Annotated in this window: 19 protein-coding genes and 1 pseudogene; 18 read left to right on the top strand and 2 right to left on the bottom strand. The window is 54.4% G+C overall.

The genetic code is table 11. From position 1 onward, the window contains the following. The 9 genes and pseudogenes from ENI00_RS10565 to ENI00_RS10525 form a co-directional block, all read left to right on the top strand. On the top strand, positions 1–792 hold a 792-nt coding region (locus ENI00_RS10565), incomplete at its 5' end, for a bacteriophage T4 gp5 trimerisation domain-containing protein (RefSeq protein ID WP_414674244.1). A gap of 10 nt (positions 793–802) precedes the next feature. Further along, positions 803–1,354, top strand: a complete 552-nt coding sequence (locus ENI00_RS10560) for a DUF4123 domain-containing protein (RefSeq protein ID WP_304101818.1) — start codon at positions 803–805, stop codon at positions 1,352–1,354. A 38-nt stretch (positions 1,355–1,392) separates the two neighbouring features. Then, the gene (locus ENI00_RS10555; protein ID WP_304101816.1) at positions 1,393–4,989 is read left to right on the top strand and encodes a hypothetical protein; all 3,597 of its coding nucleotides are present in this window, start codon (positions 1,393–1,395) and stop codon (positions 4,987–4,989) included. Positions 4,990–5,000: 11 nt separating this feature from the next. Then, positions 5,001–6,008 carry a hypothetical protein gene (locus ENI00_RS10550; protein WP_304101814.1) on the top strand — a complete coding sequence of 336 codons (1,008 nt, stop codon included), beginning with the start codon at positions 5,001–5,003 and terminating at the stop codon, positions 6,006–6,008. 169 nt (positions 6,009–6,177) lie between these two features. Next, positions 6,178–6,960: pseudogene (locus ENI00_RS10545) on the top strand (bacteriophage T4 gp5 trimerisation domain-containing protein); the annotation flags it as partial. After that, positions 6,932–7,729 (top strand): DUF4123 domain-containing protein, encoded by a 798-nt coding sequence (locus tag ENI00_RS10540; RefSeq protein WP_304101813.1) that lies wholly within the window; start codon positions 6,932–6,934, stop codon positions 7,727–7,729. The pseudogene ENI00_RS10545 and the gene ENI00_RS10540, both read left to right, overlap by 29 nt. 38 nt (positions 7,730–7,767) lie before the next feature. Next, positions 7,768–11,166, top strand: a complete 3,399-nt coding sequence (locus ENI00_RS10535) for a hypothetical protein (RefSeq protein WP_304101811.1) — start codon at positions 7,768–7,770, stop codon at positions 11,164–11,166. After that, on the top strand, positions 11,156–12,037 hold the full coding sequence (locus ENI00_RS10530) for a hypothetical protein (RefSeq protein WP_304101810.1): 882 nt from the start codon (positions 11,156–11,158) through the stop codon (positions 12,035–12,037). Before ENI00_RS10535 ends, ENI00_RS10530 begins: the two co-directional genes overlap by 11 nt. A 229-nt stretch (positions 12,038–12,266) precedes the next feature. Continuing rightward, on the top strand, positions 12,267–12,713 hold the full coding sequence (locus tag ENI00_RS10525; protein ID WP_304101808.1) for a DUF4124 domain-containing protein: 447 nt from the start codon (positions 12,267–12,269) through the stop codon (positions 12,711–12,713). 190 nt (positions 12,714–12,903) lie between these two features. Here the strand turns inward: ENI00_RS10525 and ENI00_RS10520 are convergent, their stop codons facing one another. Beyond that, positions 12,904–13,329: an organic hydroperoxide resistance protein gene (locus tag ENI00_RS10520; protein ID WP_304101806.1), complete on the bottom strand. Its 426-nt coding sequence runs from the start codon at positions 13,327–13,329 to the stop codon at positions 12,904–12,906. A 159-nt stretch (positions 13,330–13,488) separates the two neighbouring features. Beyond that, on the bottom strand, positions 13,489–13,938 hold the full coding sequence (locus ENI00_RS10515; protein WP_304101805.1) for a MarR family winged helix-turn-helix transcriptional regulator: 450 nt from the start codon (positions 13,936–13,938) through the stop codon (positions 13,489–13,491). Positions 13,939–14,148: 210 nt separating this feature from the next. Between ENI00_RS10515 and ENI00_RS10510 the strand changes: the two genes are divergently transcribed. The 9 genes from ENI00_RS10510 (at position 14,149) to ENI00_RS10470 (ending at position 23,657) form a co-directional block, all read left to right on the top strand. Then, positions 14,149–15,261, top strand: coding sequence for an AI-2E family transporter (locus tag ENI00_RS10510; RefSeq protein ID WP_304101804.1), 1,113 nt, complete (start codon positions 14,149–14,151; stop codon positions 15,259–15,261). Between the two features lie 111 nt (positions 15,262–15,372). Beyond that, complete coding sequence (locus tag ENI00_RS10505; RefSeq protein WP_304101802.1) at positions 15,373–16,518, top strand: zinc-binding dehydrogenase; 1,146 nt, start codon at positions 15,373–15,375, stop codon at positions 16,516–16,518. Beyond that, on the top strand, positions 16,515–17,564 hold the full coding sequence (locus ENI00_RS10500) for a proline racemase family protein (protein WP_304101800.1): 1,050 nt from the start codon (positions 16,515–16,517) through the stop codon (positions 17,562–17,564). Before ENI00_RS10505 ends, ENI00_RS10500 begins: the two co-directional genes overlap by 4 nt. A gap of 136 nt (positions 17,565–17,700) precedes the next feature. After that, positions 17,701–19,365 (top strand): AMP-binding protein, encoded by a 1,665-nt coding sequence (locus ENI00_RS10495; protein ID WP_304101798.1) that lies wholly within the window; start codon positions 17,701–17,703, stop codon positions 19,363–19,365. Further along, complete coding sequence (locus ENI00_RS10490; RefSeq protein WP_304101796.1) at positions 19,362–19,790, top strand: PaaI family thioesterase; 429 nt, start codon at positions 19,362–19,364, stop codon at positions 19,788–19,790. Before ENI00_RS10495 ends, ENI00_RS10490 begins: the two co-directional genes overlap by 4 nt. Positions 19,791–19,861: 71 nt before the next feature. Beyond that, a complete protein-coding gene (locus ENI00_RS10485) occupies positions 19,862–20,656 on the top strand; it encodes an ABC transporter ATP-binding protein (protein ID WP_304101794.1) in 795 nt (264 codons plus the stop codon). After that, entirely contained in the window at positions 20,653–21,375 is a 723-nt protein-coding gene (locus ENI00_RS10480) for an ABC transporter ATP-binding protein (RefSeq protein WP_304101792.1), read from the top strand. Before ENI00_RS10485 ends, ENI00_RS10480 begins: the two co-directional genes overlap by 4 nt. A 79-nt stretch (positions 21,376–21,454) precedes the next feature. Continuing rightward, positions 21,455–22,669 carry an ABC transporter substrate-binding protein gene (locus tag ENI00_RS10475; RefSeq protein ID WP_304101790.1) on the top strand — a complete coding sequence of 405 codons (1,215 nt, stop codon included), beginning with the start codon at positions 21,455–21,457 and terminating at the stop codon, positions 22,667–22,669. Between the two features lie 100 nt (positions 22,670–22,769). Then, on the top strand, positions 22,770–23,657 hold the full coding sequence (locus tag ENI00_RS10470; RefSeq protein ID WP_304101788.1) for a branched-chain amino acid ABC transporter permease: 888 nt from the start codon (positions 22,770–22,772) through the stop codon (positions 23,655–23,657).

Raw genomic sequence — 23,657 nt, 5'->3', positions numbered from 1 at the left:
GATCAGCCCATCATTACCGGCCGAACCTACCACGCCACGAACACACCGCCTTACGCGCTGCCGGAACACAAAACAAGAACCACCCTGAAAACCCAGACCCACAAGGGCGAGGGCAGTAACGAACTGCGCTTTGAAGACGAAGCCGACAAAGAACAGGTCTACGTTCACGCCCAGAAAGACCTGGACATACTCACCGAACACAACCGCACCGAAGTCATCAGCAACGACAGCCATCTGACCGTTGAGAATGACCGTTTCAGCCATGTAAAAGGCGCCAAGCATCAAACCACCGACGGCGAAAAACGTGAACAGACCGGCAAAGATCACAGTTTCAACGTAACCGGCACCCTGCACCTGAAAGCCGGCGCCGCCTGGCTCAGCGACTCCGGCACCGAGTTGCACATCAAGGCCGGCCAGAAAGCCGTCATCGAAGCGGGTGCCGAAATCACCCTGAAAGCCGGCGGCAGCTTCGTGAAGATTGATCCCAGCGGTGTTTCCTTGGGTGGGGCCTCTATCAAAATGAACGCCGGTGGTGGCGCTGGCAAGGGGCGCGGTCAGAAGGTTCAGTTGCCGAGGATGCCGGGATTGGTGGAGAAGAACGGTGGGGCCGTGGCGCCGGTTAAGTTGGCGGATGTTGGGCATAGAGAAAATGCTGGACCAAAGCCGATTGTGGCCCACCGGCTTATACAGGCACGAAAAAACAGGACAGCTGTTGTCGAACAGTGTCAAGAACAGCCCGACGGCACTTGCCCATTGAGCGACTGTCCCTGCGGGCGAACGGCAATGTCATAGAGGAAGCGTTATGAACCATGATCCGGATCTGCAGCAACAGCAAAATCAACAGACTTACCTGCTTCTGGAAAAAAGTAATGTTGTCGACGTACGCCAAACTCTCTACCAGCATGAAAATGCTCCTCAGTGGGTTCCACTTTTTGCTGGCACTCAATGGGCAGTCTATATGGGTGAGAGCCCTACATTGATTCAGGCACACCCTAAGTCGTCAATTTTCAAATGGGCGATCGGTGCCATGGCCAACTCGGACAGTTTGCGCGGACTGATTGTTGAGTCTCCTGGTGAATTGGACGTTGTCGCTGACTGGTCACGACAGCGGCTGACCGTTAATTTTGATGAGAGCAGAACGGGCCTGTTGCGCTTTTACGACCCCTTGGTTTGGGAGGCTCTGGCGCCTCAATGTCTGGATAACCCAGCGGCGGTGACCCGTGTGCACTATTGGCAAGAACATGCCGGGAATGGTGGTTGGGCGTTTAGTGACAATCCTGAATTCGTGATACCGGGCAATCCTGCCAAGCTTGATAAAGCACGGGCTAACGCCATCAGACGTGTTCGTGCATAAATCAGAAAAATCGAAAGACGACAGCAAGGATGACAGGGATGTCTGAGCATCAATCAAACTCAAACAATACGAGCAATGGCCTGGCCTGTGAAGGCGAAAAGCTGATTATCGAGGTGATGGGGACAGCGAACCCGGATCCGCATACATTTCGAATTTACGATAGAACCGATCAAATTCAACAGGAATGGCTCGAGAACAAGGCTGAGACCGAAAGCTTGGACGCACAGCAGCTTCATTGCTGGCCCTGGGACGGGAAAGATAAGAAAAATGTCTGGTTGGAGATTGCATCTGAGGAGGGTGCGCCTGTTCGTGTGCCTCTATTTAATGATGTCGAAGCAACACCACGCCAGTCAGAGTTGCAGTGGAATCGCATTTGGCCTGTTGTGCCACTCACTCTACTCCGCGACCAAAACCCTGCCCCTGGGCTCCCGGTATATCACCCTGTTCCGGTCCGGTCTGGCTTCGTTTATATCTTCCGTGAAGGAACTCTGTGGCGCGAGTTGGAAGTAACAAATACGGATTCTGGGCAGCTAGCCTTTAGCGATGTGCGCCTGACAGACTATCGAAATGCGCCCGGCCAACCACTCAATGCGGATCATCGCCCTCCCGTGGGTTCTCAACTTGAATCGGTCTGGTTGCCTGTTCGCGGCATGGCACAACCTGTAATCGATGCATTCGAACTGGCCTTTTCTGAGGTTCAGTGGTCGGCTGATCGCGTGATTTATCTGGAGCAAAACGCCAGTGCCCGATCACAGCGCTGTGCGAAACCTGGGAATCCGGATCGCGCTCAGATACCGGATGCGGCAGGTCAGTGGGCACGTGTTAGTGATTTGCCTGAAATGCGGACACGAGAATCCTATCTGGAGCAGCACCTGCCCAAACCCTGGAAAAGCATTCACGACCTGAGTGGGTCCTACTCCAACAACTTGTTTGGGCAAGCGGTGGAGGAGCAGGAGGCATTTGCAACAGGCAGCAACTCCGCAAAATCTGCTTATGAAACCGCCAACTATCGGGACGCTTCGTTGCGAGGTGCACCTTCATTGCGTGTGGCAGCCCTTGAGGTTGCGAGAACGCAAGCGTGTGATGGCCTTGATGACCAAGCAATGTGGCAACCTCTCGGGAGAGCCTCAGATGCGCTGGCATCGATTCGTGAGCGCGGCTGGCATGCATTGGTGCTCGACGACCCGCTATTTCAAATTCGCCACCGCTTGGCTCAGGCGATGGATGCACAACGCTATCTCTCCACGCTGACAGAGACTGTCGGCGAACAACCCAATACTGACAGTGCCCAGCTGATTTACCGTGTCATGGGCCCGGCATATCTGGGCGGCAAGGAAAATCCGCTCCACAAGCACCTCGAGGAAATTGAAACAGATCTGTTCAGCAAGTTACACCTCACACTTCGCACCGCCCAGCGGCAGTTGGCAATCGAAGAGCTGGCAGTGGGGCAGCAACATTTTGTCGAGATTATCGAGCGCCCTGAAAAGCAATGGGCACTGGCTGATCTGTTTAGCTTGCAAGGCGCCGATTACATCGAAGGATTTGCCCTTGCTCAACAGTTTGTTCAGGTTCTGGCGATGAATCCACGAACCGCAGACAAGTTGCGAATTAACGAAGCTAACGTTGAAAAAGCCTACACCGACCGCGCTCACAAATTACTGGTTGATATCCTTTCTGATGGTAGCAGTCAGCCCTTGCATGCCATGCTCTTCCCGGCGGGTGACGGCGACGAAATGACGGATAAGGGAGAAACAGATGAGAATTGTGGTGACGGTCGCTGCCGTCCGCGGGACATTGAGGCCATCGCCAAAAATACTCCGGACACAGAAAGCCTTCAGACGCTATCTGCCGTAGCTCTTGCGGGTATCGCAAGACACGAATCACTGAACCTGACAACACAACTCAAACGTTGGGCTGCGGCGGTCAGTACCATATTTGATGGCATTCAGAAATCATCTCAGGCTGCGCTGACCACGCTAAAATCTCACACATATCAAATCAACGCGCGCTTGTATGGGCCATTGCTACGAATGGCAAAAGCGCGTGACCCGAAGTTACTGGGGACTGTCAAATTAGTGTCTCGTTCGTCGGTACCGGCCGACTGGGTTATCCTTGGCGTCACTGACCCGAAGGGCGGCCTGACCTTCGGGCTCACTGAAGCAGAACGACAGGAACACATAAATCAACATGGACGCCGACGTTTTTACGGCGAATTCTATCAGCCGGACAGCAATACGCCGCTGGGCAGCACCAACCGCTCAAGGATGCCTAATCTGGGGGCCGCCGCTGAAGCGCGTGATGTGCATGTTTTTGCAGCTCCGGCTTCGGCGGAGGTCACTGGTGCGCATCGTAAACTGCGGCAATATAAACGATGGGATGAGATTGCAGACAACATTCGGCTGCCTTATTTTATTGTGGTGATTGAAGCTTTTAATATTTGGAATGAAACGCGACTGCTTGATAAAGTTTTGGCTAACCAAGGCCGGTCAAGAGCTGCCGTAGGGGCTATTAGCACGGGGTTTGATTTGCTTCTCGCTTCAACATTGTCAGCTGAAAGGTTGCTTCTTGATGTTGGAAAATGGAGAGGATTAACTTCAGGTTTAAATGCCACGCATTTTTCGATAAATCGCAACTTGGTGGCTCGCTTTTCTCCAAATCTAGCGAAAGCGTTGCCGCGTGTTGTGAGTTATCGCTTACTCGGCGGCATAGTGTCGGGCGGTCTTACCGCAATCGTGTCGCTGATGGACATGGTGCACGAGATTGATACCGGCGACGGGGATGCAGCGCTTGCGCACGGTGCGTCGGCGGTAAGTGGTGGCATGATGTTGATGGGCGGCTTGATGTTTTCCAGTGCCGCCTCGACCAGTGCGTCTTTAATTCTTCTTGGCATGGGGCCAGCAGCTTGGCTAGCGATAGGGATTGCGCTGGCAATCGGTGGTGGAATTGCGGCGGTTATGCTTAATGATCCACCGTTGGTCGACTGGCTTAAACGTGGTCCCTTTGGTACCGAACAAGACGACATGTACGGCCATTTAGCCAATGACCCGGCTGAAGCCTACTATCGTCTCGTCGGCCTGCTTTCCCAGCCACGAATTCTAATGGAGAAGGTTCGTAATCTGCCGGTCAAATTACTGCAAAACGGTGTTGAACTGGATGCCCAACAGGAGAGGCGCTTGAGTCAAGTGAATTACAAAGTCCGCATTGAAAACAACGTCTCATCGTTTCTGGACGAAAGTAACCTGGTCAGCCATCTCAGGCTGGTCACCGAAAATAAGACGATAAGCAACAAGCCAAGCTCCAATGGCTTCCCGGTGACGCGCCGCCGTGTGCAAAAAACGTCGCCAGATGTGTTGTTAGAACAGCCGCTGGCCAACGGAAGAGCTTATTATATTGCCTTGCCAAAAGATCAAATCAGTAACAGTCTTTTCAAGACCACGATCACGGGTAGCTCAGTGGCCGTCCGAGCCCAGTGGCATTCGCGTTGGAGCGACGATGAAAGGCGCTATTTTCCAGCGCCGGAATTGGACGAAGCGCTGTCTTACTCTCCAGACGATTATAGTCAGCCGGATTTCGGTGAGGAAAATCAGCCATTTTGGGCCGACGAGCAAACACACCGGATGAAGGAAGAGGCTTAATGACAGCCGCTATGGATAGCCAGCAGCCATACGCAGACACCGCGTATCGTAGCAACCGCAAGCAGCCGGACTTGTCGGAGCCCAATCAACAAAGCGCGCTTTTTCAGAAGGGTTGGACCATGGGCCCGCCGCTTTCCAGAGAGCGCTTAAGCTATGTCTATCCCACGGTCTTTGTGGATATCTGGACACCAGAGGGGCTGCGAGACAATAAGGCTGAGGAGAAAAGAAAAGGCGTTACGGAGCTGGAGGAACGCCATACTTATCATGGCCGACTGGATGAAGAAGTGATTCGTTACGCGACCCTCCCAAAAACCAGCTGGGTTCTATTATGGATGCGCCATGGGGGGCGTGCGATATTTCTGATGCTGTTTCCTGCGTTTATCTTGGGGTGGGGCCTCGTGTGGAGCCAAGAGCCTCCTAGTGTTACTTTAAAGGAAATGTTCTGGGACGGTATGTTTCAAGTTTTTGCTTACATGTTTTTCCCGTTGCTTTTTTGCTGGGGATTCGGTGCTTTCCTTGAAAAGAAGTTTCCTCAAGTTATCTACAAAGAACCCAAAGGCCCCCTATGGGAACTTAGCCGCCGAACGGGCCAGGTCACTGTGTTCCATCATCCCGAAAAATCAGACAAGCCCGGTCAGATCGACGCCCAAGCGCCTTTCCACGAATGGAACGGCTACATGCTTAGCCTGCCGGATCATCAGGGTAATGTCTGGTATCGCTTGGTGTTGGTTCACAAAACCCAGGAATGGGCGCTGCCGTTAAATCAACTTGTTGCCGCGACCACCCTTCGCGAAGACGTGCTGGCCTATTGGGATCTGATTCGCCAATACATGGATGTGACCAAGCCACTACCAGACATCCCTTTGTTTGAAGCTTATCGTTATCTCGACCCCACAACGGCCGAACACGATGAAAAGAAAGGTCGCAATGCGCAGTACTGGCGCAATATGGACGATGAAAGTTACAAAACGTTTCAACAGGACAACATGACCAAACTGCACAAACACAAATGGAGCTAAATTACGTGCGCAGCATTTGATCGCAGACATCAATACGGCTGGGATCGTCTTTCTTGCCGAAGTGCCTTACTCTCATCCGCCCGCTTGATACGGCACTGCGCAAGCTGCGCAGGGAATGCCGGATACAGTTCGTCCACAAACACCGAAGAGCCCCTCCATCGTGATTCTCGGCGACCCGGATCAGCCCATCATTACCGGCCGAACCTACCACGCCACCAACACACCGCCTTACGCGCTGCCGGAACACAAAACAAGAACCACCCTGAAAACCCAGACCCACAAGGGCGAGGGCAGTAACGAACTGCGTTTTGAAGATGAGGCGGACAAAGAACAGGTCTACGTTCACGCGCAAAAAGACCTGGACCTGTTCACCGAACACAACCGCACCGAAGTCATCAGGAACGACAGCCACCTGACCGTTGAGAATGACCGTTTCAGCCATGTAAAAGGCGCAAAGCATCAAACCACCGACGGCGAAAAACGTGAACGGACCGGCAAAGATCACAGTTTCAACGTAACCGGCACCCTGCACCTGAAAGCCGGCACCGCCTGGCTCAGCGATTCCGGCACTGAGTTGCACATCAAGGCCGGCCAGAAAGCCGTCATCGAAGCGGGTGCCGAAATCACCCTGAATGCCGGCGGCAGCTTCGTGAAGATTGATCCCAGCGGTGTTTCCTTGGGTGGGGCCTCTATCAAAATGAACGCCGGTGGTGGCGCTGGCAAGGGGGGCGGCCAGAAGGTTCAGTTGCCGAGGATGCCGGGATTGGTGGAGAAGAACGGTGGGGCCGTGGCGCCCGTGGAGCTGGCAACTGTTGGGCAAAGGCCACTTGCCGAGCGAGTTGATCGCAACACGCTCCTGACGGCTGCCGCCGAGCGCGCGCCGGCGACTAAAATATGCCAGAAAAAACAGGACGGAAGCTGCAATGTCGACAATTGCCCCTGCGTTGCCTGATCGCGCCTGCCTGAACACATTTCAGGAGGCCACTCGCGAATGGCAGCTTCAGCCTGGCCAGCGTTGCCTTTTAATTGTGGATGCGGCCCAGTGCGACGAATACGAAGTTACCAAAGCTTTGTACTCGGAATGCGACGATCCGAACTGGTGCTGGCTGTTTGAGGATAGCCCTCTGGAAACCTTTGCAGATGCCGGCCCGATCATTGTTGATACCGTGGTTGGTAGCCAGTTCTGTCAGCATGCCCTGTCACAATGGGCTGACAAGGGGCTGTTGTTTGTGTTTACCGAAAGTGCTGTTGAAAAAGCCGTTGCCGGTTTGCGCGGCATGCTGTCTGTCGATCTGGAAACCGCTGGCCCCTGTCTGATCAGAGCTTATGACACTCGGTTTCTTCAGGTGCTATCAGCCTGTCAACCCGATCAAATGGCAGAATTGGCGGGTGTCGACAGCACTTGGATTTGGTCTGTCGATCTCCTGAGTCACGTGCAATGGTCAGGATTTCAGGCAACAGGCGTGGCTAAACAGATCAACACTCACAAAGGTCGTGATTTCGAGCGTTTGTTAGGTTGGGCATTTGGCTGGCCTTCTTGTTTGCCTTATGTAGACAGGGACCAATGGGCAGATGCCACGACACTCACTCGCTTTATCGTAAATCAATGGCGCTCAGGGACGGCCTGCGACAGTCGGTCCGTGGAGCTTGAAGCACAGTGGCAAGCGTTTCGAACGGGCGAAAGCGACGCAGTAGCAGAGCCCGGAAACGCTTCAAAATAGCGCCGTAGCGAGAATTATCATGAAAAGGATTTCATAGCATGTCAGCGGTTAAAGCACCTTCCTGCGCTCCCTCTAAAACGTTCTGGCTGGAACTGACGGGGCAGCAGTCACTTGCCGGCCATGAATACGTTCTGAGCGAAATCGGCGAAGACGGCCGTGAGGTCGTCACGCCCTTCGAGATTTGCGAAAAGCACCAAGGCCGTAAGGGGCCGATTTTTGCGGGCCACGTTGAGCAACCAAAAAAACGCTCCCTGGTTCTTCAGTTAAAAGGGGATGAGACAATAAACGTCCCTATTATTGACGAAGAATCTATTGGCCCCCATGTGCTGAAAGCGCCTCAGCGAAACTATCAGGACAATCTCATGGTGTCGGTTCACCCGACTCTGTTCTGTGACTCGGGAGAACTGACGCATCCGCGCCCCATGAGTGGCTATGAAGAAGTCATTGGCGCACCGCTCCGAACCGGCTGGATCTATGTGTTTTTCAGGGGTCGGCTCTGGCGAGAGCTCGCAGTTGTGACAAGTGAGAGCGCGGCGCCTGTTCTACGAGACACGGCTGTCGCACAAGCCCGCACGGCATCCGTCGAGGCTTGCAATGATCGCACAGCAACGGGACCTGAGTTAGACGTTATCCACATACCTGCTCGCCTGAACGGTACGGATGTTTATAGCAGTGTTTACCTCGCGTTCAGCGAAACGCAGTGGTCGTGGGAATACATCAGCGCGCTTGAGCTGAATACTGACTACGTGACAGCACGCTGCCGCTCAGCCAAGGCGATCCGGGCATTTCTTGGGGGTCAGCCGAGCCTGCGTGGCGGCTGGAAACATCTTGATGAAATGCCAGCTATGCGCGCCAGAGACAGTGCGATAGAAAGTGATGCCGCGCTCCCTGGCCACTGGCTACACGATGTCGACGGTGCAAAATCGCAGCAGGCGCAAGACGCGCTTGTTGCGCAGCGCGATGCGATTGAAGCAGATGAACGTGTCGTTGACGCTGACTACTTCATTGAGACACCGTCGCTTTATCCGCGTTGGCGCCAGCTCCATTTGCAAGGCGAGGCATTGCCGGCGATCAATGCAGGCACAGATGTTTTAAACACACTCCGGGGCCGGCACCTGGTCACGTTACACCTCAGAGATTCTCTGCAGGCCGCACGCCATCTGGCTCAGCAAATGAACGCGGCATTGGCGCTCATGCTGGCGCTGGTCGATAACGTGAAAAAACGCCCGTTTGGTGTCACCGCAGAACTGTTCCATAACAACTTCCGCCGTGAAACCTTACCCAATGGTTCAGCGAATCCTCTCTACATTGACGGTGGCTGGTTTGATAACCGGATCGACGACAGTGAAGACGGGCGACTCCAACGCACACTGTACGATGTAGAACGCGCCGTTCTCCGGGACTTCCTGAAAGAGGCCCAGGCCGCCCTGGTGCGCCTGCTGAAAGACGACCGCCCGGAAAACCTGACGGCCACCTTGCGGGATCTGTTTGCGCTGGAATCGGGCAACGCGGTCGCCGGATACCTCCAGGCCGGGCCGCTGCTGCAGGTGCTCTCGCTGCCCGCGCATCGCGCTGATCCATTAGTACTGCCGCAGGACACGGATGCAAACGATGATGACGAAGCGGCCGCAATGGCATTGGCGATTGCCAAAGGCGAGCATCCCCTGGGTGCAATGCTATTGCCGTTCCAAAACAGCTCAGATGCGCGCCAGATTGGCGATGCGACTCTGCCCAATCTGAAGTCCATGGCTGTAGCACTGGAAGACCGCAGCCAGACCATGCGCACTCTCGAGCCCAACATCCTGCGCGCGATCGCGGATCACCAGGGCAGCCAGAAAGCACCGGACGCCACTGCCCTGATGGGCGCCACCCGGATTGGCGCCCATGCCTTTTCCAGCGTGGCTGGTGAACTCTCCCAGTGGTGGCTCACCACCGTTCAGGCCGAACTAACAAAACGCGGCAAAGCGGTCACCGCCGACATCAACCGCATCAAAGGCGCCTTCGAAGGCTTCGCCCAGACCGCCGTTCCCGGAAAGACCACCGTTCAGTTCGAGGAGGCCAGCGACTCGCGGGTTTACATTGTGCTCGACGTGCTGGATCAGCAGGGCAATACGCTGACGTCGGGAGCGGCAATTGCGTCCGGGCTGAGGGTGGCTGATGCTGATGCGTTTAATGGGGTGGTGAAACACCAGACGGTCAAAAACCTGATGCATCAGGCGACGGTCAGACCGGGTGGGTTGCCGACTATGTTGGTGGTTTTTGACTTTTGGAACTTCACGAATGCCTCAAGCGCATTCCAGCTCAGAGATCCACGCAGTGTTTTAGGTGCGTTGAGTGCCTTTGCCGACTTGGGCATTAGTTCTGCGCATCTGGCATCATTGTTGCCCAAGCAGCCTGAATGGCTTGCTAAGGGACAGAAGAAGGCTGACTGGTTTTCGCGTCTGGCTAAGGGAGTCGGCTCGAAAAATGACGTTGGAAGGGCAGTTGTCAGAAATCAGTTGCAGGCTTTTGGTTGGGTCGCTGGAATGTTCACCACGGCGCTAATGGTCAACGATTCAGTTGTCTCCTTTGCCAATGGTCGTTTTGGTGCCGGATCAGCGCAGATTATTAAGGCGGGCGGTGTAGCTGCCATGACTAACGCCGACATTATTGCGGCCCGTATTTTTACTCCTGCCAGCGAACGTGCGCTCCAGCGCACATCGGTTCAGGCTGCACAATCGGCGTTGGCTCGCCTGATCCCTGCCGCTGCTCACTGGACAGGCACCGTGGCGTCAGGCTGGGTCACCGCCATTGGGTTTGCAATTTACGTCATCGGTGAAGCGGCCTATTACCGAATGATGGACGATGCGGTCAGCGAGTGGCTACGGGCAGGTCCATTCTCTGGCGATCAGGACGAACAAACAGCGAAGCTTAACTCCGAATCGGAAGCCTACATTGCATTGATTAAAGCGATGACGCCAGTGTCGTTCAAGCGTATCTCAGACAATGACATGATGAAGTGGCTCGATAGTCGCGGTCTAAAGAGCTGGAAGGATGAAGCCGAGAGCGTTCTCACATTCGCCAGCCCAGCGCTGGCGATCACAGGTGAGCCTTCGGTAACTAAACTGGAGCTTTCCTGGCGGCAGGCGCGTTATCGCGTGTTCGGACGGAACCCCGCAGGGGAGTTGCGAAAAGAGTTTATCGCTGCAAAGTCGGGAACCCTGCTTAGGGGAATTCAAGAAAATTTCGACGACAAGCGTCATGCTATCGACTTCATGATCGGCCGGTCACAGTTAGCGGAGATGATGCCCCAGGGTTTTAATGAGCTCGTGGAAACCCGCTACAAAGTCAAAAGTCTTTCTCTGACTTTCACCGTCGATGTCTGGAAGCGCGACACGCAAAGCTATGAGTCACAGAAAGTCGAACATAAAATGGAGGACCTGGACGTTGAGTGGTAACGCTAGTCAGTCAGAAACAATTAGCGAATATTCGAGCTCGGCTTATCGCTCGACGGATATCCCGCGTCAGAAGCCTCTGGAAGATCCGGGGGGCGCTATTAAAGCGCTGGAGGGTGGTGACCTTATTGAGCGGTTGTCATGGGCGGCTTACTCGGGGTTGAACATCAGCCTGAGCCCGAGCTCCGCAGAAACATTTAAGGAGCGCGCAGTTGGTGAAGGCCCCAGAAAACTGGCGGGTCCATCTTGGACGCATCGCGTCAGCCCTAAAGATCTAATAAAAACCCGTTGGCAACTGCTGCTTATGGTCGCTGGTGCATTTGCAGATTATTTTACTTTCGGCTTTTTTATGGCTTGTGGTTTTGGAACTTTTCTTGTGGGCGTGTTTAAAGAGGGCTTTTTTATGGCGCTGCAGTATGGAACATGGCCAATGGCAGCGATCGCAGCGCTCCACTTATTTTTTCGCTACCCGTTCACCTGGCTCCTAGAACGCAACCTAGACTTTATTATCAAAGACCTAGGCTGCGGTTTCTTCCGCCCCACCGGCATGGTCAAATTCCGTACCTGGCGCGAAGAAACCTTCGAGGCCCCGTTTATCGAGTTCGACCCGTACATTTCCTACCACGTCCAGCCAAAAGGGCCGGTCAGTTACAAGCTACAGCTTCGTCACCGGTACAGCGGGTGGCAAACGGCGGTTGCCGAGGTGCACAGCACACTAAAAGTGGAACTTTACGCCCACTGGGATGAACTGCAGCGCTATATGGACGTGACCCAGCCCCTGCCGGATATCCCAGCTCTCGAACCCTACCGCCATCTGGACCCGACAACAGCCGAGTTCGACGCCGCCGGAAAACGCGAGCGCCCCTCTGACTAATGGGCGACGTTGGATTTGGAGTGGTGGGAGAAAGAGGGCTACCCCGCCCACATGGAAAAAATTCGTAACTTCCCGTGGAGTTCATTGGAAGACCAAATGCAGTACAGCGTGCCGAATCTGAATGAAGCGACGATGGCTTGATCCAAAAATCGTCGGATGAGAAAGAAAACCAGAACTGCCCGGAATTTCCGCGTTGCAGGCCGCCAATTCACCACCAAGGAAATCCCCAGTGTCCACACGGATGTTACTCATTCTGGTACTTCTGACCCCCACCATCACCCAGGCCGGCGTATACCGCTGGGTCGATGAGCAAGGCAATACCCACTTCGGCGACCAGCCACCGGAAAAAGTGGCCCATCAGGAGATTAGTGTAACCGTAGCCCCCGCACACAGCGATACATCTGTTGATGAGCGTCGTCAGAATATAGAGAGTTTTCTGGAGCAGAGGCAGCAGCAGCGAGAGAAAGAACAGGCGGCAAATATGAAAGCGGCGAAGCAGGCTGCCAAGCATGAAGCACAGTGCCGTAAGCTTCGTGCTCGTCTCAAGCATATGGAGAGTATTTCTACGTTCTATAATCTGAACGATCAGGGCGAGCGGGTGTTTGTCAGTGAGTCAGAAAATGATCAGATCCGGCAACGTTTCCAGGGAAAAGTGCAAAAAACCTGTAATGGCTGACACCCAAAGCCAGTCTTAAAGTAAACGGACGGTAGGAAGCCCCCGGCTCCACCACCTATCCCCACCACGGCCGAGTTCGACGCGGCAGGCAAACGCGAACGCCCCGCCTGCTCCATTTTGGCGCGGCATAAAAAAGCAGCGGAGAGAATCCGCTGCTTTTCGTTTGCGCCACGGGCAATGCACTACTCGGTTATACGCGAGTCAATGTGACGTCAATGTTGCCGCGGGTGGCGTTGGAGTACGGGCACACTTTGTGGGCCTCGTTGATCAGCGTATCGGCTTGAGAGTCGTCCATCCCGGGCAATGAGATTTTCAATTCCACCTCAATGCCAAACCCGCCGGGAATCTGGCCGATACCGACTTCACCTTCGATCGATGCATCGTCGGGAATGGGCAGTTTGTCACGGCCTGCCACAAACTTCATCGCTCCGATAAAGCACGCAGAGTAGCCAGCGGCGAAAAGTTGCTCCGGGTTGGTGCCCTTGCCGCCCGCGCCGCCCATTGCCGTTGGCGTGGTCAGCTCAACGTCCAGCACGCCGTCAGAGGAAATAGCGCGCCCATCACGTCCGCCCGTTGCTTCAGCCGAGGCACGGTACAGAATTTCTTTAACAGCCATAATATAAACTCCTCAGGTTCGGTTTATTTGCTAGCAGCCGAACTGCCGGCACTCAGCGCGCTAAACATCTACGCACCGTTAGTAATAACTTAACGCACAAAATGTTAGCGCGCAATATAAATAGGTGTAATGCAGTAACGGCTCCATTGAAAATTTTGGCTAGATCGACGCTTTCAGGTTTTCGCGCAGCTTTAGTAGTTGACGTTTCAGCTCTATCAGGTCAGGCCAGGACTGACCGCTGGAATTGATGATGCAGCCGGGAACAGTCTGGGCCTGATCCTGCAGTTCTCGCCCTTTGTCAGTAAGATGAAGCTCAACCACCCGCTCATCGTCTGTGCTGCGTTTTCGCGTCAACAGCCCGTCGGCCTCAAGCCGTTTAAGCAGAGGCGAGAGTGAGCCCGGGTCCGTCAGCAGGCGTTTGCTTATGTGGCTAACGGTGATGCCATCTTCCTCCCAGAGCACCAACATGGCCAGGTACTGGGGATAGGTCAGGTTCAGTGCTTTCAGCAGTGGTTTGTAGGTTTTCGTCATCATCAAAGAGGTGGAATGAAGGGCAAAGCAGAGCTGGTTGTCGAGCAGAAGCTCGGAGCAAGATGAGTCTTTAGTCATGGCAATAAAAACCGTCGCGCTAAGTATCTGCGCACAAGTCTACGGCGATAGGCGGGTGTATTTCTAGCGAATTGCGCAGGCAGGGTCAGATTTCACGGGTTAAGGCAAGTGAGCGGGCCTCCCTCCCGGCACAAGTCGTTCTGTAATGCGGTAGTATCTTGCCAGACGTTACACTGTGAAGCCTGCACACTTGAGACGTACGGATTTTCTATGGAAGACGAACAACATTTGAATGATCAACACGCGCCCAAACCCGGCACGAGTCTGGCCGATCTTTCCACACCTATTTATGGTCTCTTTACTCTCGGTGTGCTTTACACTCTTTACCTTGCGCATGAAATCATTTTGCCCATGGTGCTGGCACTACTGACAAGCTTGCTGCTCGGCCCGTTAGCTTCGCGCATGTGCACCGGGTTGCGTATTCCCAGAGTGATCAGTTCACTTATTCTGGTATTGCTGGTGCTAGCCGCTATCGCCGGGGTTTCCCTGGCCGTTGCTACGCCGGCGCTGGAATGGGCAGGGAAGGCGCCCGAGGGTATTTCCCGTTTGCTGGTTGGGGAAAGTGAGCTGAAGCGCCAGATCAGTAAGGTTACTGAGTCGGCTCAGAAGGTAGAAGATTCGGTGAATAAATTCTCGGAGAGCGGCGGTAAAAAAACGGCACCCGAGCCAACAACCGTCGTTCTGCAAACTGAATCCTGGCGTGCGCAGCTTATGAGCAAAGCCCGTGACGGCATTGCGGGCCTTGCACTCGCCATGGCGCTCACATACTTTTTGCTCGTGAGCGGCGACAGGTTGGTGCTTAACTTTGTTCGACAGTTACCCAGAAGTCACCGTAGAACGGTGTTGCGTATTACCCGGGATTCTCAGCATCAGATAGCCCAGTACCTTGGGGTTCTGGGTATCAGCAATACCTCTGTTGGTGTGGCGACCGGGCTCATGGCCTGGGCTGTTGGGCTGCCAGACCCGGCAGTGTGGGGCCTGGTGGCCGGGCTCGCACGCTTCATACCCTATCTTGGCGTTATTCTTACCATTGTGTTGCTTGCCATTGTCTCAGCGGTAAGTCTCGATACGCTGTGGATGATGGCCATCGCGCCGGCCGGTTACCTGGCGCTCACCACCATGGTGGGCTTCTTCATAGAGCCGTGGATACACGGTTTCCGCATGGCGATTAATCCGGTGGTTATTTTTGTTTCCATCTTTTTCTGGGGGTGGCTCTGGGGCCCGGTGGGTGTTTTGCTGGCGGTGCCGCTGATGACCATTATCCAGGTTGTGCTGAAACAGATTCCCAAACTGCGACCGATATACAAAGTGATTGCCCGTTAGCTCGGTGCCTGCGCGGTAATGGATTCGCGTAATACTCCCTGACACCTGTGGGAATGTTACCTAAGCTAAGGGTGACATCACATTTCAGCAGGAACGGAGGGTTGTAAATTTATGATTCCGAATACGATGAAGGCCATGGTCCTCACGGGCTATGGCGATCTGGACAAGCTTGAATATAAAGAGATGCCCACGCCGTCGCCCGCGCAGGGTGAGGTTCTGGTCCAGGTAACCGCTACCGCCAAGAACAATACCGACCGTAAAGCCAGGGAAGGGCTGTACCCCACCAAAAAGGGCGAAACCACCTCGTTTCAGATGGGTGGCAAGCCCACGCTGATTTTTCCCCGTATTCAGGGCGCTGATATTGCCGGCCGTGTTGTGGCGGTAGGTGATGGTGTTGATAGCCGGCGTATTGGCGAGCGCGGCCTGCTGGATTTCAACATCTACGGGACTAACCGCCGCGATATCAACCTGACTCCGGACTATTTCGGCCATGGCGCAGATGGCGGCTATGCGGAATACGTCGCCGTTCCGTCAGATCAGTTCCACGCGGTAGCAAATGAGACACTGACAGATGCCGAGCTTGCCGCAATGGGCATGTGCTCTTACCAGACCGCCATGCACATGCTCACGTCCGCGCACGTCAAAGCCGAAGAACGGGTTCTGGTGACGGGTGCCAGCGGCGGTGTTGGTACGGCTCTTATCCAGCTCTGCCGGATTTTGGGCGCTATCCCTTATGCCTTGAGTACGTCGGATAAAACTGCCGCGCTCAAGGAGTTGGGGGCGGAGTCCGTTATTGATCGATCCGACATGGATAGCTTCGTAGACCGCGTAAAGGCGGCAACCGGTGGCAAACCCTTTGATGCGGTTATGGATTTGGTGGGCGGCGATATGACAGATCGCTTCATCGACGCCATGATTTTTGACATGGACGCCCGTGAAACCTGTCCACGTTTGAGTATTGCCGGTGCCAGTGGTGGAAACATCAGTGAGATTCTCTGGACAAGAATTTATCTTTACCAGGTGCAGATCTTCGGGGTTTCCCATGGCACCCGGGAGGAGGCAGAGCAGCTTGTTGAGTGGATTCGTAATGGGCAGCTCAAGCCGGTGCTTCATGGCGCTTTTCGGCTTTCCGAATTGCATCAGGCGGAGCACTATTTTATGAATCGTGACAGCCATTATCTCGGCAAAATTGTCATTGTTCCGGATTCGCGTTGGGAAGAGCACGGCAAACAATGGTCACGGGAGAGCAAGGCATGAAGCAGGAACTGACGATTCAGCTTGTCGACACCCACGCAGGAGGCGACGTCAGCCGCATAGTGACCGGGGGGATCAACCCCTTACCGGGGAGCAGCGTGCGCGCCCAAATGGAGTATTTGCGGGATGACGCCGACGGTCTCAGAACGCTGCTGCTTGAGGAACCTTACGGTATTCCTGAGATGTCCGTGGATTTGCTGGTGCCGCCATCCGATCCCCGTGCGGTGGCCGGGTACATCATCATGGAGGTGATGGGTTATCCGATATACTCCGGTTCTAACACGATCTGTACGGCGACGGCGGTGCTTGAAGCCGGAATAGTGCCCAAGAAAGAGGGCAAACAGAGCTTTCTTCTGGAATCTCCGGCAGGCCTGGTACGCATTGAAGCGCGGGTTGAAAACGGAGTGGTTGAGGCGATCACCTGCGAAGGCCTGCCAAGCTACATCCATACTCATCGCGCCAGCATTGAAGTGCCATCGCTCGGCACGGTCACATACAGCGTGGCTTACAGTGGCGGGTTCTATGCGTTGGTGGATGCGGAATCTCTGGGCTTCAGCCTGACGCTCGACGAGGAGCGCAAACTTGCGAGCGCGGCGCAATCCATTGTTGAGGCAATTCAGGCAGAAAAGAGCTTTTCCCACTATGCTTTAGGTGACGTAGGGCCTCTGCCGTTTTTGCACTTTATGGGCCCTGTTGATCCTGTGGCTGAGGGTTATTATCGCTCCCGCTCGGCCACCTATGTTCATCCCGGTGTCATTTGCCGGAGCACCACGGGCACAGGCACATCGGCGCGGCTGGCTTTGATGCAATATGAAGGTCTTGTTGGCGCCGGCGACAAGCTTGAAACCGTGTCGCTTCGGAAGACAAGTTTCGTTGGCGAAATTTCTGCCATAGAGCAAGAGGGCGAGTATCAGGTGGTGAAAAACAACATAACCGGAAAAGCTTACGTGATCGCTCGGTCCGATATTGTTTTGAATTGCGAGGACTCGTTGGTGGACTGCGACGGACTGCGCCATATTTTGAGCAATAGCGCCCTGCCTTCCGGGTAGTGGTGCTCGGCATTTTGAGCCGGTGTTCGAGGAGTCGTTCGGTTGGCCGTTCGCCTAAAGTTTACCTTTACGTAAAGTGAAGGCTGTGCTAAATCTTCATCCATGCATTCAATGATAAAAATTGCAGGAGTTGATAATGGGTCTTCAGAATTACGCCGACGTCTATAGCAACTTCGATCCTGCCGCTCTGGAAGCGGAGATTCTGGATGGAAGTCTGGATGGTGGGCTGAACGTCTGTCATGAAATTTGTGATAAGTGGGCGACGGATCCAAAACGAGTCGCACTTTATTACGAAAGAGATGACGGTGGCGATGGTGTGCTCACCTTTGCTGAACTGAAAGACAAGTCCGCTCGTTTTGCGAATTATCTGACCTCTCAAGGAATCGGCAAAGGTGATCGGGTTGCGGCCATGTTGCCAAGGGGCCCCGAGTTGCTGGTGGTTATTGCGGGCACATTGCGCGCGGGCGCGGTTTACCAACCCCTGTTCACGGCATTTGGTTCCGGCGCCATTGAATACCGCCTTGAGCGTGCGGGCACAAAGCTGGTGGTTACCGATCCGACAAACTACCCCAAGCTTACAGAGGTGAAGAACTGTTCGCCGGTGCTGTGCATAGATGCCAGCCGTATTAACGCAGAGAAAGCCGGCGCGAATGTTCCGGATTTTCAGCACGTTCTCGCGGACCAGAAGCCTGATTTTGCGCCAGTCATGATCACGGGCAACGACCCCTTCTTGCAGATGTTCACATCCGGAACCGTGGGCAAATCCAAAGGCGTGGCTGTGCCGGCCCGTGCGTTGATGGCCTTCTATGTATACATGAAGTACGCCATTGATCTGCGGGATGATGATGTGTTCTGGAACGTTGCGGATCCGGGCTGGGCCTATGGCCTTTATTACGCCGTTGTCGGGCCGTTGTTGATGGGGCACGCTACCCACTTCAATCCGGGCGCGTTTACCCCCGAATCCACCTACGACATGATCCGCAAGTACAAGATTACGAACCTCGCCGCCGCGCCTACCGCCTATCGCTTGCTGAAAGCCAATGATCATGTTCTTCCCGAAGGTGAGAACCTCGGGCTGCGAGTTGCCAGCAGTGCCGGCGAGCCCTTGAATCCGGAAGTGGTGAACTGGATCAAGAATCGCCACTACTGTCCGGTTACGGATCACTATGGCCAGACCGAGACGGGTATGACCTGTTGTAACTTTCTGGCGCTTGAGCACCCGCAACGCCCGGGTTCAATGGGCTATTCTTCCCCGGGCCATAGAGTGGTTGCCCTGAACGAAAAAAATGAAGAAGTGGGCGAGGGCGAAGTGGGGCAAATTTCTGTGGACGTCAAGGCGTCACCGTTGTTTCACTTTGACGGCTACACCTGGGGCGAAAAAGACCCGTTTGTAAATGGCTATTATCTCACCGGTGACATGGCACTCTGTCACGGTGACGGCAGTTTCTCATTCAGCGGTCGTGACGATGACATCATTACTACGGCCGGTTACCGGGTTGGTCCTGCCGATGTGGAGAGCACGTTGCTGGAGCATGCAGCGGTTGCCGAGTCGGGCGTGGTTGCGAAGCCCGACGAGAAGCGTGGTTCTATCATAAAGGCCTACGTGGTGATCAAAGGAGATCAGCAGCCTGCGGATGATCAGTCACTACGAGATGAGCTGCAGGATCTGGTTCGCCGGCGCCTGTCGACTCATGCGTATCCCCGTGAAATTGAATTTGTGCACGAACTGCCGAAAACCCCAAGCGGCAAAATTCAGCGCTTCGTGCTGCGTGATCGAGCCCAGGGCGAGCCTGTTTCATGATGGTGACGTTTGAGGAACTCGACAGCTTTCTCCACGAGCAGTTTCCCCAGGGGGCGGCCTATGGCAGCCTGAGAAAACTTGGGGATGGCTGGGCGGAGATGAGTCTGGATGTTGACAACGGTCACCTCAGGCCAGGTGGAACTGTGTCCGGCCCCGTTATGATGGGCCTGGCCGACTTGGCGCTCTACGCCGCATTGCTCAGTCGAATTGGGTTGGTGCCGCTGGCGGTAACCACGAACCTGAACATTAACTTTCTGCGCAAGCCTGCAGCCCATACGCCACTCTGGGCGAGGGCGACTATGATTAAAGTGGGGCGCTCCATGGGAGTGGGGGAGGTGTTTGTCTATTCTGAAGGTGACGAGGAGCCCGTTGCTCATTCCACGATGACGTATTCGATACCACCGAAAAAACGAGAATTAGATTGACGTCTACGTAAACGTCAATCTAATCTGTAGGCAAGTAACATGCACAACAAAAACAAAAGGTAGATTGGCCCATGAGTGACCAGTACGTGCTGGAGACCCAGAACCTTGTCAAAGAGTTCAAAGGCTTTGTAGCGGTCGACGACGTGAATCTGAAGATTCAGAAAGGCCATATACACGCTCTGATCGGCCCAAATGGTGCAGGTAAGACAACCGTGTTCAATCTGCTCACCAAATTCCTCATTCCAACCCGCGGACAGATTCTCTTGAAGGGCGAAGACATAACGCCCCTGAAATCGGCTGCCATCGCCCGCAAAGGCATGGTTCGCTCGTTTCAGATTTCCGCAGTATTTCCGCACATGACCGCGCTGGAAAACATTCGTGTGGCGTTGCAAAGCTTCGAGGGCAACTCTTTCAGCTTCTGGAAATCCGGTGCGTCTTTGAACCGGCTGAACGCGCGCTCCATGGAGCTTCTGGAGTCTGTGGGCCTGACCGAGTTTGCCAACACCACAACCGTTGAGTTGGCATACGGCCGCAAACGGGCGCTTGAGTTGGCAACCACGTTGGCTATGGAGCCGGAAATACTGTTGCTCGACGAACCAACCCAGGGCATGGGCACCGAAGACGTTGATCGCGTTGTGGAGCTGGTGCGCAAAGCGGCTCAAGGCCGGACCGTTCTGATGGTTGAGCACAATCTTGGCGTGGTTTCCAAGCTGTGTGATCGCATAACCGTGTTGGCCCAGGGAGCAGTGCTCACAGAAGGCGACTATGAAACCGTTTCCGCCGATCCTCGCGTGCGCGAGGTCTATATGGGAGCTGGGTCTAGCGGCGAGCGGGGAACCGACGCCGAAGTGGAGGCTGCCCAATGAGTGCAAACGGCACAAAGGATTACGAGCAGTTGCGTATTTCCGGGCTGCATGCATTTTATGGTGAGTCCCATATCTTGCACGGCATTGAAATGGTCGTTAACCGGGGTGAGCTGGTCACACTGCTCGGCCGAAATGGCGCCGGGCGAAGTACCACCCTCAAGGCAATTATGAACATGGTGGGGCGGCGTACCGGCTCCATCATGATCAACGGGGAGGAGACCATGTCTTGCGCCCCGCACAACATTGCGAGGCTGGGTGTTGGATATTGCCCCGAGCATCGGGGCATTTTTTCGTCACTCAGCGTTCAGGAAAACCTCGTGTTGCCGCCTGTGGTGCGCAGCGGGGGTATGAGCCTGGAAGAAATCTACACGATGTTCCCCAATCTGTATGAGCGCCGCTTTTTTCAGGGCACCAAGCTCTCAGGGGGAGAGCAGCAAATGCTTGCTCTGGCGCGCATTCTTCGCACCGGCGCCAACATGCTTTTGCTGGATGAAATCACCGAGGGCCTGGCTCCCGTCATTGTGGAGAAGCTTGGCGAGGTTCTTTTGGCTCTCAAAAAGAAAGGCCTGACCATTATTCTGGTCGAGCAGAATTTCCACTTTGCGGCGCCATTGGCTGATCGCCATTATGTGGTTGAGCATGGCCGGATTGTGGAAGAAGTCAGCGCCAGCGAACTGCACGCAAAGCAGTCAGTGCTGAATGGTTATTTGGGTGTCTGAGCCCGGATATGTACGTGTGAAAAGAAAAAAATAGCAACAAAAACCGAACCAACGCAAAACAGTCGCGGAGATTATAATAATGACAATGATGAAAAAGCTTCTGACCTCAGCCGTTGCATCCGCCTTGATGGTGGGTGGTGCCCAAGCGGAAATCAGCGACAATGTCGTTAAAATTGGCTATCTGGCGGACATGTCCGGCACCTATCGTGATCTGGCCGGCCCTAACGGCCTAACGGCCCTGGAAATGGCCGTCAAGGATTTTGGCGGCAAGGTTGACGGCGCAAAAATTGAAATCGTAACCGCCGACGATCGTAACAGCCCGGACGTAGCCTCAAGCACCGTGCGTCGCTGGGTAGAAAACGACAAGGTCGATATGGTGGCGGGCCTTGTTGCCTCCTCTGTAACCATCGCCGCAACCAAGGTTTTGGAAGAGGCCGATAAGCTGGGTCTGGTTAACGGTTCTGCGGCGTCCAGTATCACCAACGAGTACTGCACTCCGAACCACATTCACTATGCTTATGACACCTACGCATTATCTATCGGCACACCCACTGCGATCGTTAAGGAAGGCGGCAAGACCTGGTATATCCTGACTGCCGACTATGCCTTTGGCCACGCAATGGAAAAGGACGTGACCCGTGTTGTGGAGGCCAATGGCGGTGAAATCATAGGCAGCATTCGCCATCCGTTCCCGACACCGGACTTCTCCTCGTTCATTTTGCAGGCACAGGCTTCTGGTGCTGACGTTATCGCCTTGGCAAACGCGGGTGCAGATACCACTAACGCGATTACCACAGCCGCTGAATTTGGTGTAACCCAGTCTGGCCAGACCATTGCGGGCCTCGTGGTTTTCCTGAGTGATGTGCACGCGCTGGGAACCGAAGTTGCCCAGGGCCTTCAGCTGACTACAGGCTGGTACTGGGATATGAACGACGAGACCCGTGCCTGGTCTGACCGTTTCATGGAAGAAACCGGCGCAAGGCCAACCATGGTTCATGCCGGTATCTACTCCAGCACACTGCAGTATCTGAACGCCATTAAAGCAACAGGCTCAGATGATGCGCAAACCGTGCGTAAGCAGATGATGGATACGCCTATCAACGACATGTTCGCCAAGAATGGCCGCATTCGTGAAGATGGCCGTATGGTGCACGACATGTATCTGGCGGAGGTGAAAACGCCTGAAGAGTCCACGGGTGAGTGGGATCTGTACAAAATCATCAGCACCATACCAGCTGATGAAGCTTTCCGTCCGCTCGCCGAAAGCGACTGCAAGCTGGTCACTGGCAAATAAGACGTAGGTAAACGAGCTCTCCGGCGCTGTCCGGAGAGCTCAAAAACGACAAAAATTTAAAAACGGATCCAACGTCTGTGCTGCTTTTGGAGTTAGCAACATGTCCATGATATTCGGCGTGCCCATGGCGGTGCTTTACGGCCAGCTTTTGATCGGGGTTATCAACGGTGCGTTTTACGCGCTGCTGAGCCTGGGGCTGGCGGTTATTTTCGGCCTTCTTAAAATTATCAATTTTGCCCACGGTGCCATGTACATGCTGGGTGCCATGGCAACGGTTATCCTGTTTGATAATCTTGGTGTGAACTACTGGGTGGCCCTTTTTCTGGCACCGGTACTGGTTGGCATCGTCGGGGTGCTTGTTGAATATTTTCTTCTTCGCCGCATTGCCGGGCAGGATCATATTTACAGCCTGCTTCTGACCTTCGGTGTTGCGCTGATTATGCAGGGTATTCTTACCAATATTTACGGTGTGTCTGGCCTTCGTTATTCCATACCGGATGTCTTCAAAGGCGGCGTAAACCTTGGGTTCATGTTCCTGCCTTTTTATCGGGCCTGGGTTATTGTGGCCGCGCTTCTTCTGTGTTTCGTTACCTGGTTCATGATTGAGAAAACCAAGCTGGGTGCATACTTGCGAGCCGGTACAGAAGACTCCCAATTGATGCAGGGCTTTGGTATCAACGTGCCTTTGCTGGTCAGCCTCACCTACGGCTTCGGGGTTATGCTGGCCGCGTTTGCGGGTGTGCTGGCCGCGCCCATCTATTCGGTAACCCCGGTCATGGGCTCGCACATTCTTATTGTTGTTTTTGCCGTTGTGGTTATCGGGGGGCTGGGCTCCATCGGTGGCGCCATTATCACCGGTATTCTCATGGGCGTTGTTGAGGGCCTTACCAAAACCTTCTACCCACCCGCATCGTCTGCTGTGATCTTTCTGGTCATGGTGATCGTGCTGATGATCCGACCCAATGGTCTGTTCGGCAAGGAGGCATAA

The sequence above is a fragment of the Marinobacter antarcticus genome (assembly GCF_011049865.1).
Taxonomy (GTDB): Bacteria; Pseudomonadota; Gammaproteobacteria; order Pseudomonadales; family Oleiphilaceae; genus Marinobacter; species Marinobacter antarcticus_A.
Note: the sequence above shows the minus strand (reverse complement) of the source record. Positions and strands in the feature narration are given on the sequence as shown.

Excerpts from the sequence above, each read along its gene's own strand:
- ENI00_RS10470 (WP_304101788.1), top strand. The coding sequence starts at position 22,770 with ATGTCCATGATATTCGGCGTGCCCATGGCGGTGCTTTACGGCCAGCTT.
- ENI00_RS10495 (WP_304101798.1), top strand. The coding sequence starts at position 17,701 with ATGGGTCTTCAGAATTACGCCGACGTCTATAGCAACTTCGATCCTGCC.
- ENI00_RS10535 (WP_304101811.1), top strand. The coding sequence starts at position 7,768 with ATGTCAGCGGTTAAAGCACCTTCCTGCGCTCCCTCTAAAACGTTCTGG.
- ENI00_RS10550 (WP_304101814.1), top strand. The coding sequence starts at position 5,001 with ATGGATAGCCAGCAGCCATACGCAGACACCGCGTATCGTAGCAACCGC.
- ENI00_RS10515 (WP_304101805.1), bottom strand. The coding sequence starts at position 13,938 with ATGACTAAAGACTCATCTTGCTCCGAGCTTCTGCTCGACAACCAGCTC.
- ENI00_RS10555 (WP_304101816.1), top strand. The coding sequence starts at position 1,393 with ATGTCTGAGCATCAATCAAACTCAAACAATACGAGCAATGGCCTGGCC.
- ENI00_RS10485 (WP_304101794.1), top strand. The coding sequence starts at position 19,862 with ATGAGTGACCAGTACGTGCTGGAGACCCAGAACCTTGTCAAAGAGTTC.
- ENI00_RS10520 (WP_304101806.1), bottom strand. The coding sequence starts at position 13,329 with ATGGCTGTTAAAGAAATTCTGTACCGTGCCTCGGCTGAAGCAACGGGC.
- ENI00_RS10560 (WP_304101818.1), top strand. The coding sequence starts at position 803 with ATGAACCATGATCCGGATCTGCAGCAACAGCAAAATCAACAGACTTAC.
- ENI00_RS10490 (WP_304101796.1), top strand. The coding sequence starts at position 19,362 with ATGATGGTGACGTTTGAGGAACTCGACAGCTTTCTCCACGAGCAGTTT.
- ENI00_RS10480 (WP_304101792.1), top strand. The coding sequence starts at position 20,653 with ATGAGTGCAAACGGCACAAAGGATTACGAGCAGTTGCGTATTTCCGGG.
- ENI00_RS10505 (WP_304101802.1), top strand. The coding sequence starts at position 15,373 with ATGATTCCGAATACGATGAAGGCCATGGTCCTCACGGGCTATGGCGAT.
- ENI00_RS10500 (WP_304101800.1), top strand. The coding sequence starts at position 16,515 with ATGAAGCAGGAACTGACGATTCAGCTTGTCGACACCCACGCAGGAGGC.
- ENI00_RS10475 (WP_304101790.1), top strand. The coding sequence starts at position 21,455 with ATGACAATGATGAAAAAGCTTCTGACCTCAGCCGTTGCATCCGCCTTG.
- ENI00_RS10510 (WP_304101804.1), top strand. The coding sequence starts at position 14,149 with ATGGAAGACGAACAACATTTGAATGATCAACACGCGCCCAAACCCGGC.
- ENI00_RS10540 (WP_304101813.1), top strand. The coding sequence starts at position 6,932 with ATGTCGACAATTGCCCCTGCGTTGCCTGATCGCGCCTGCCTGAACACA.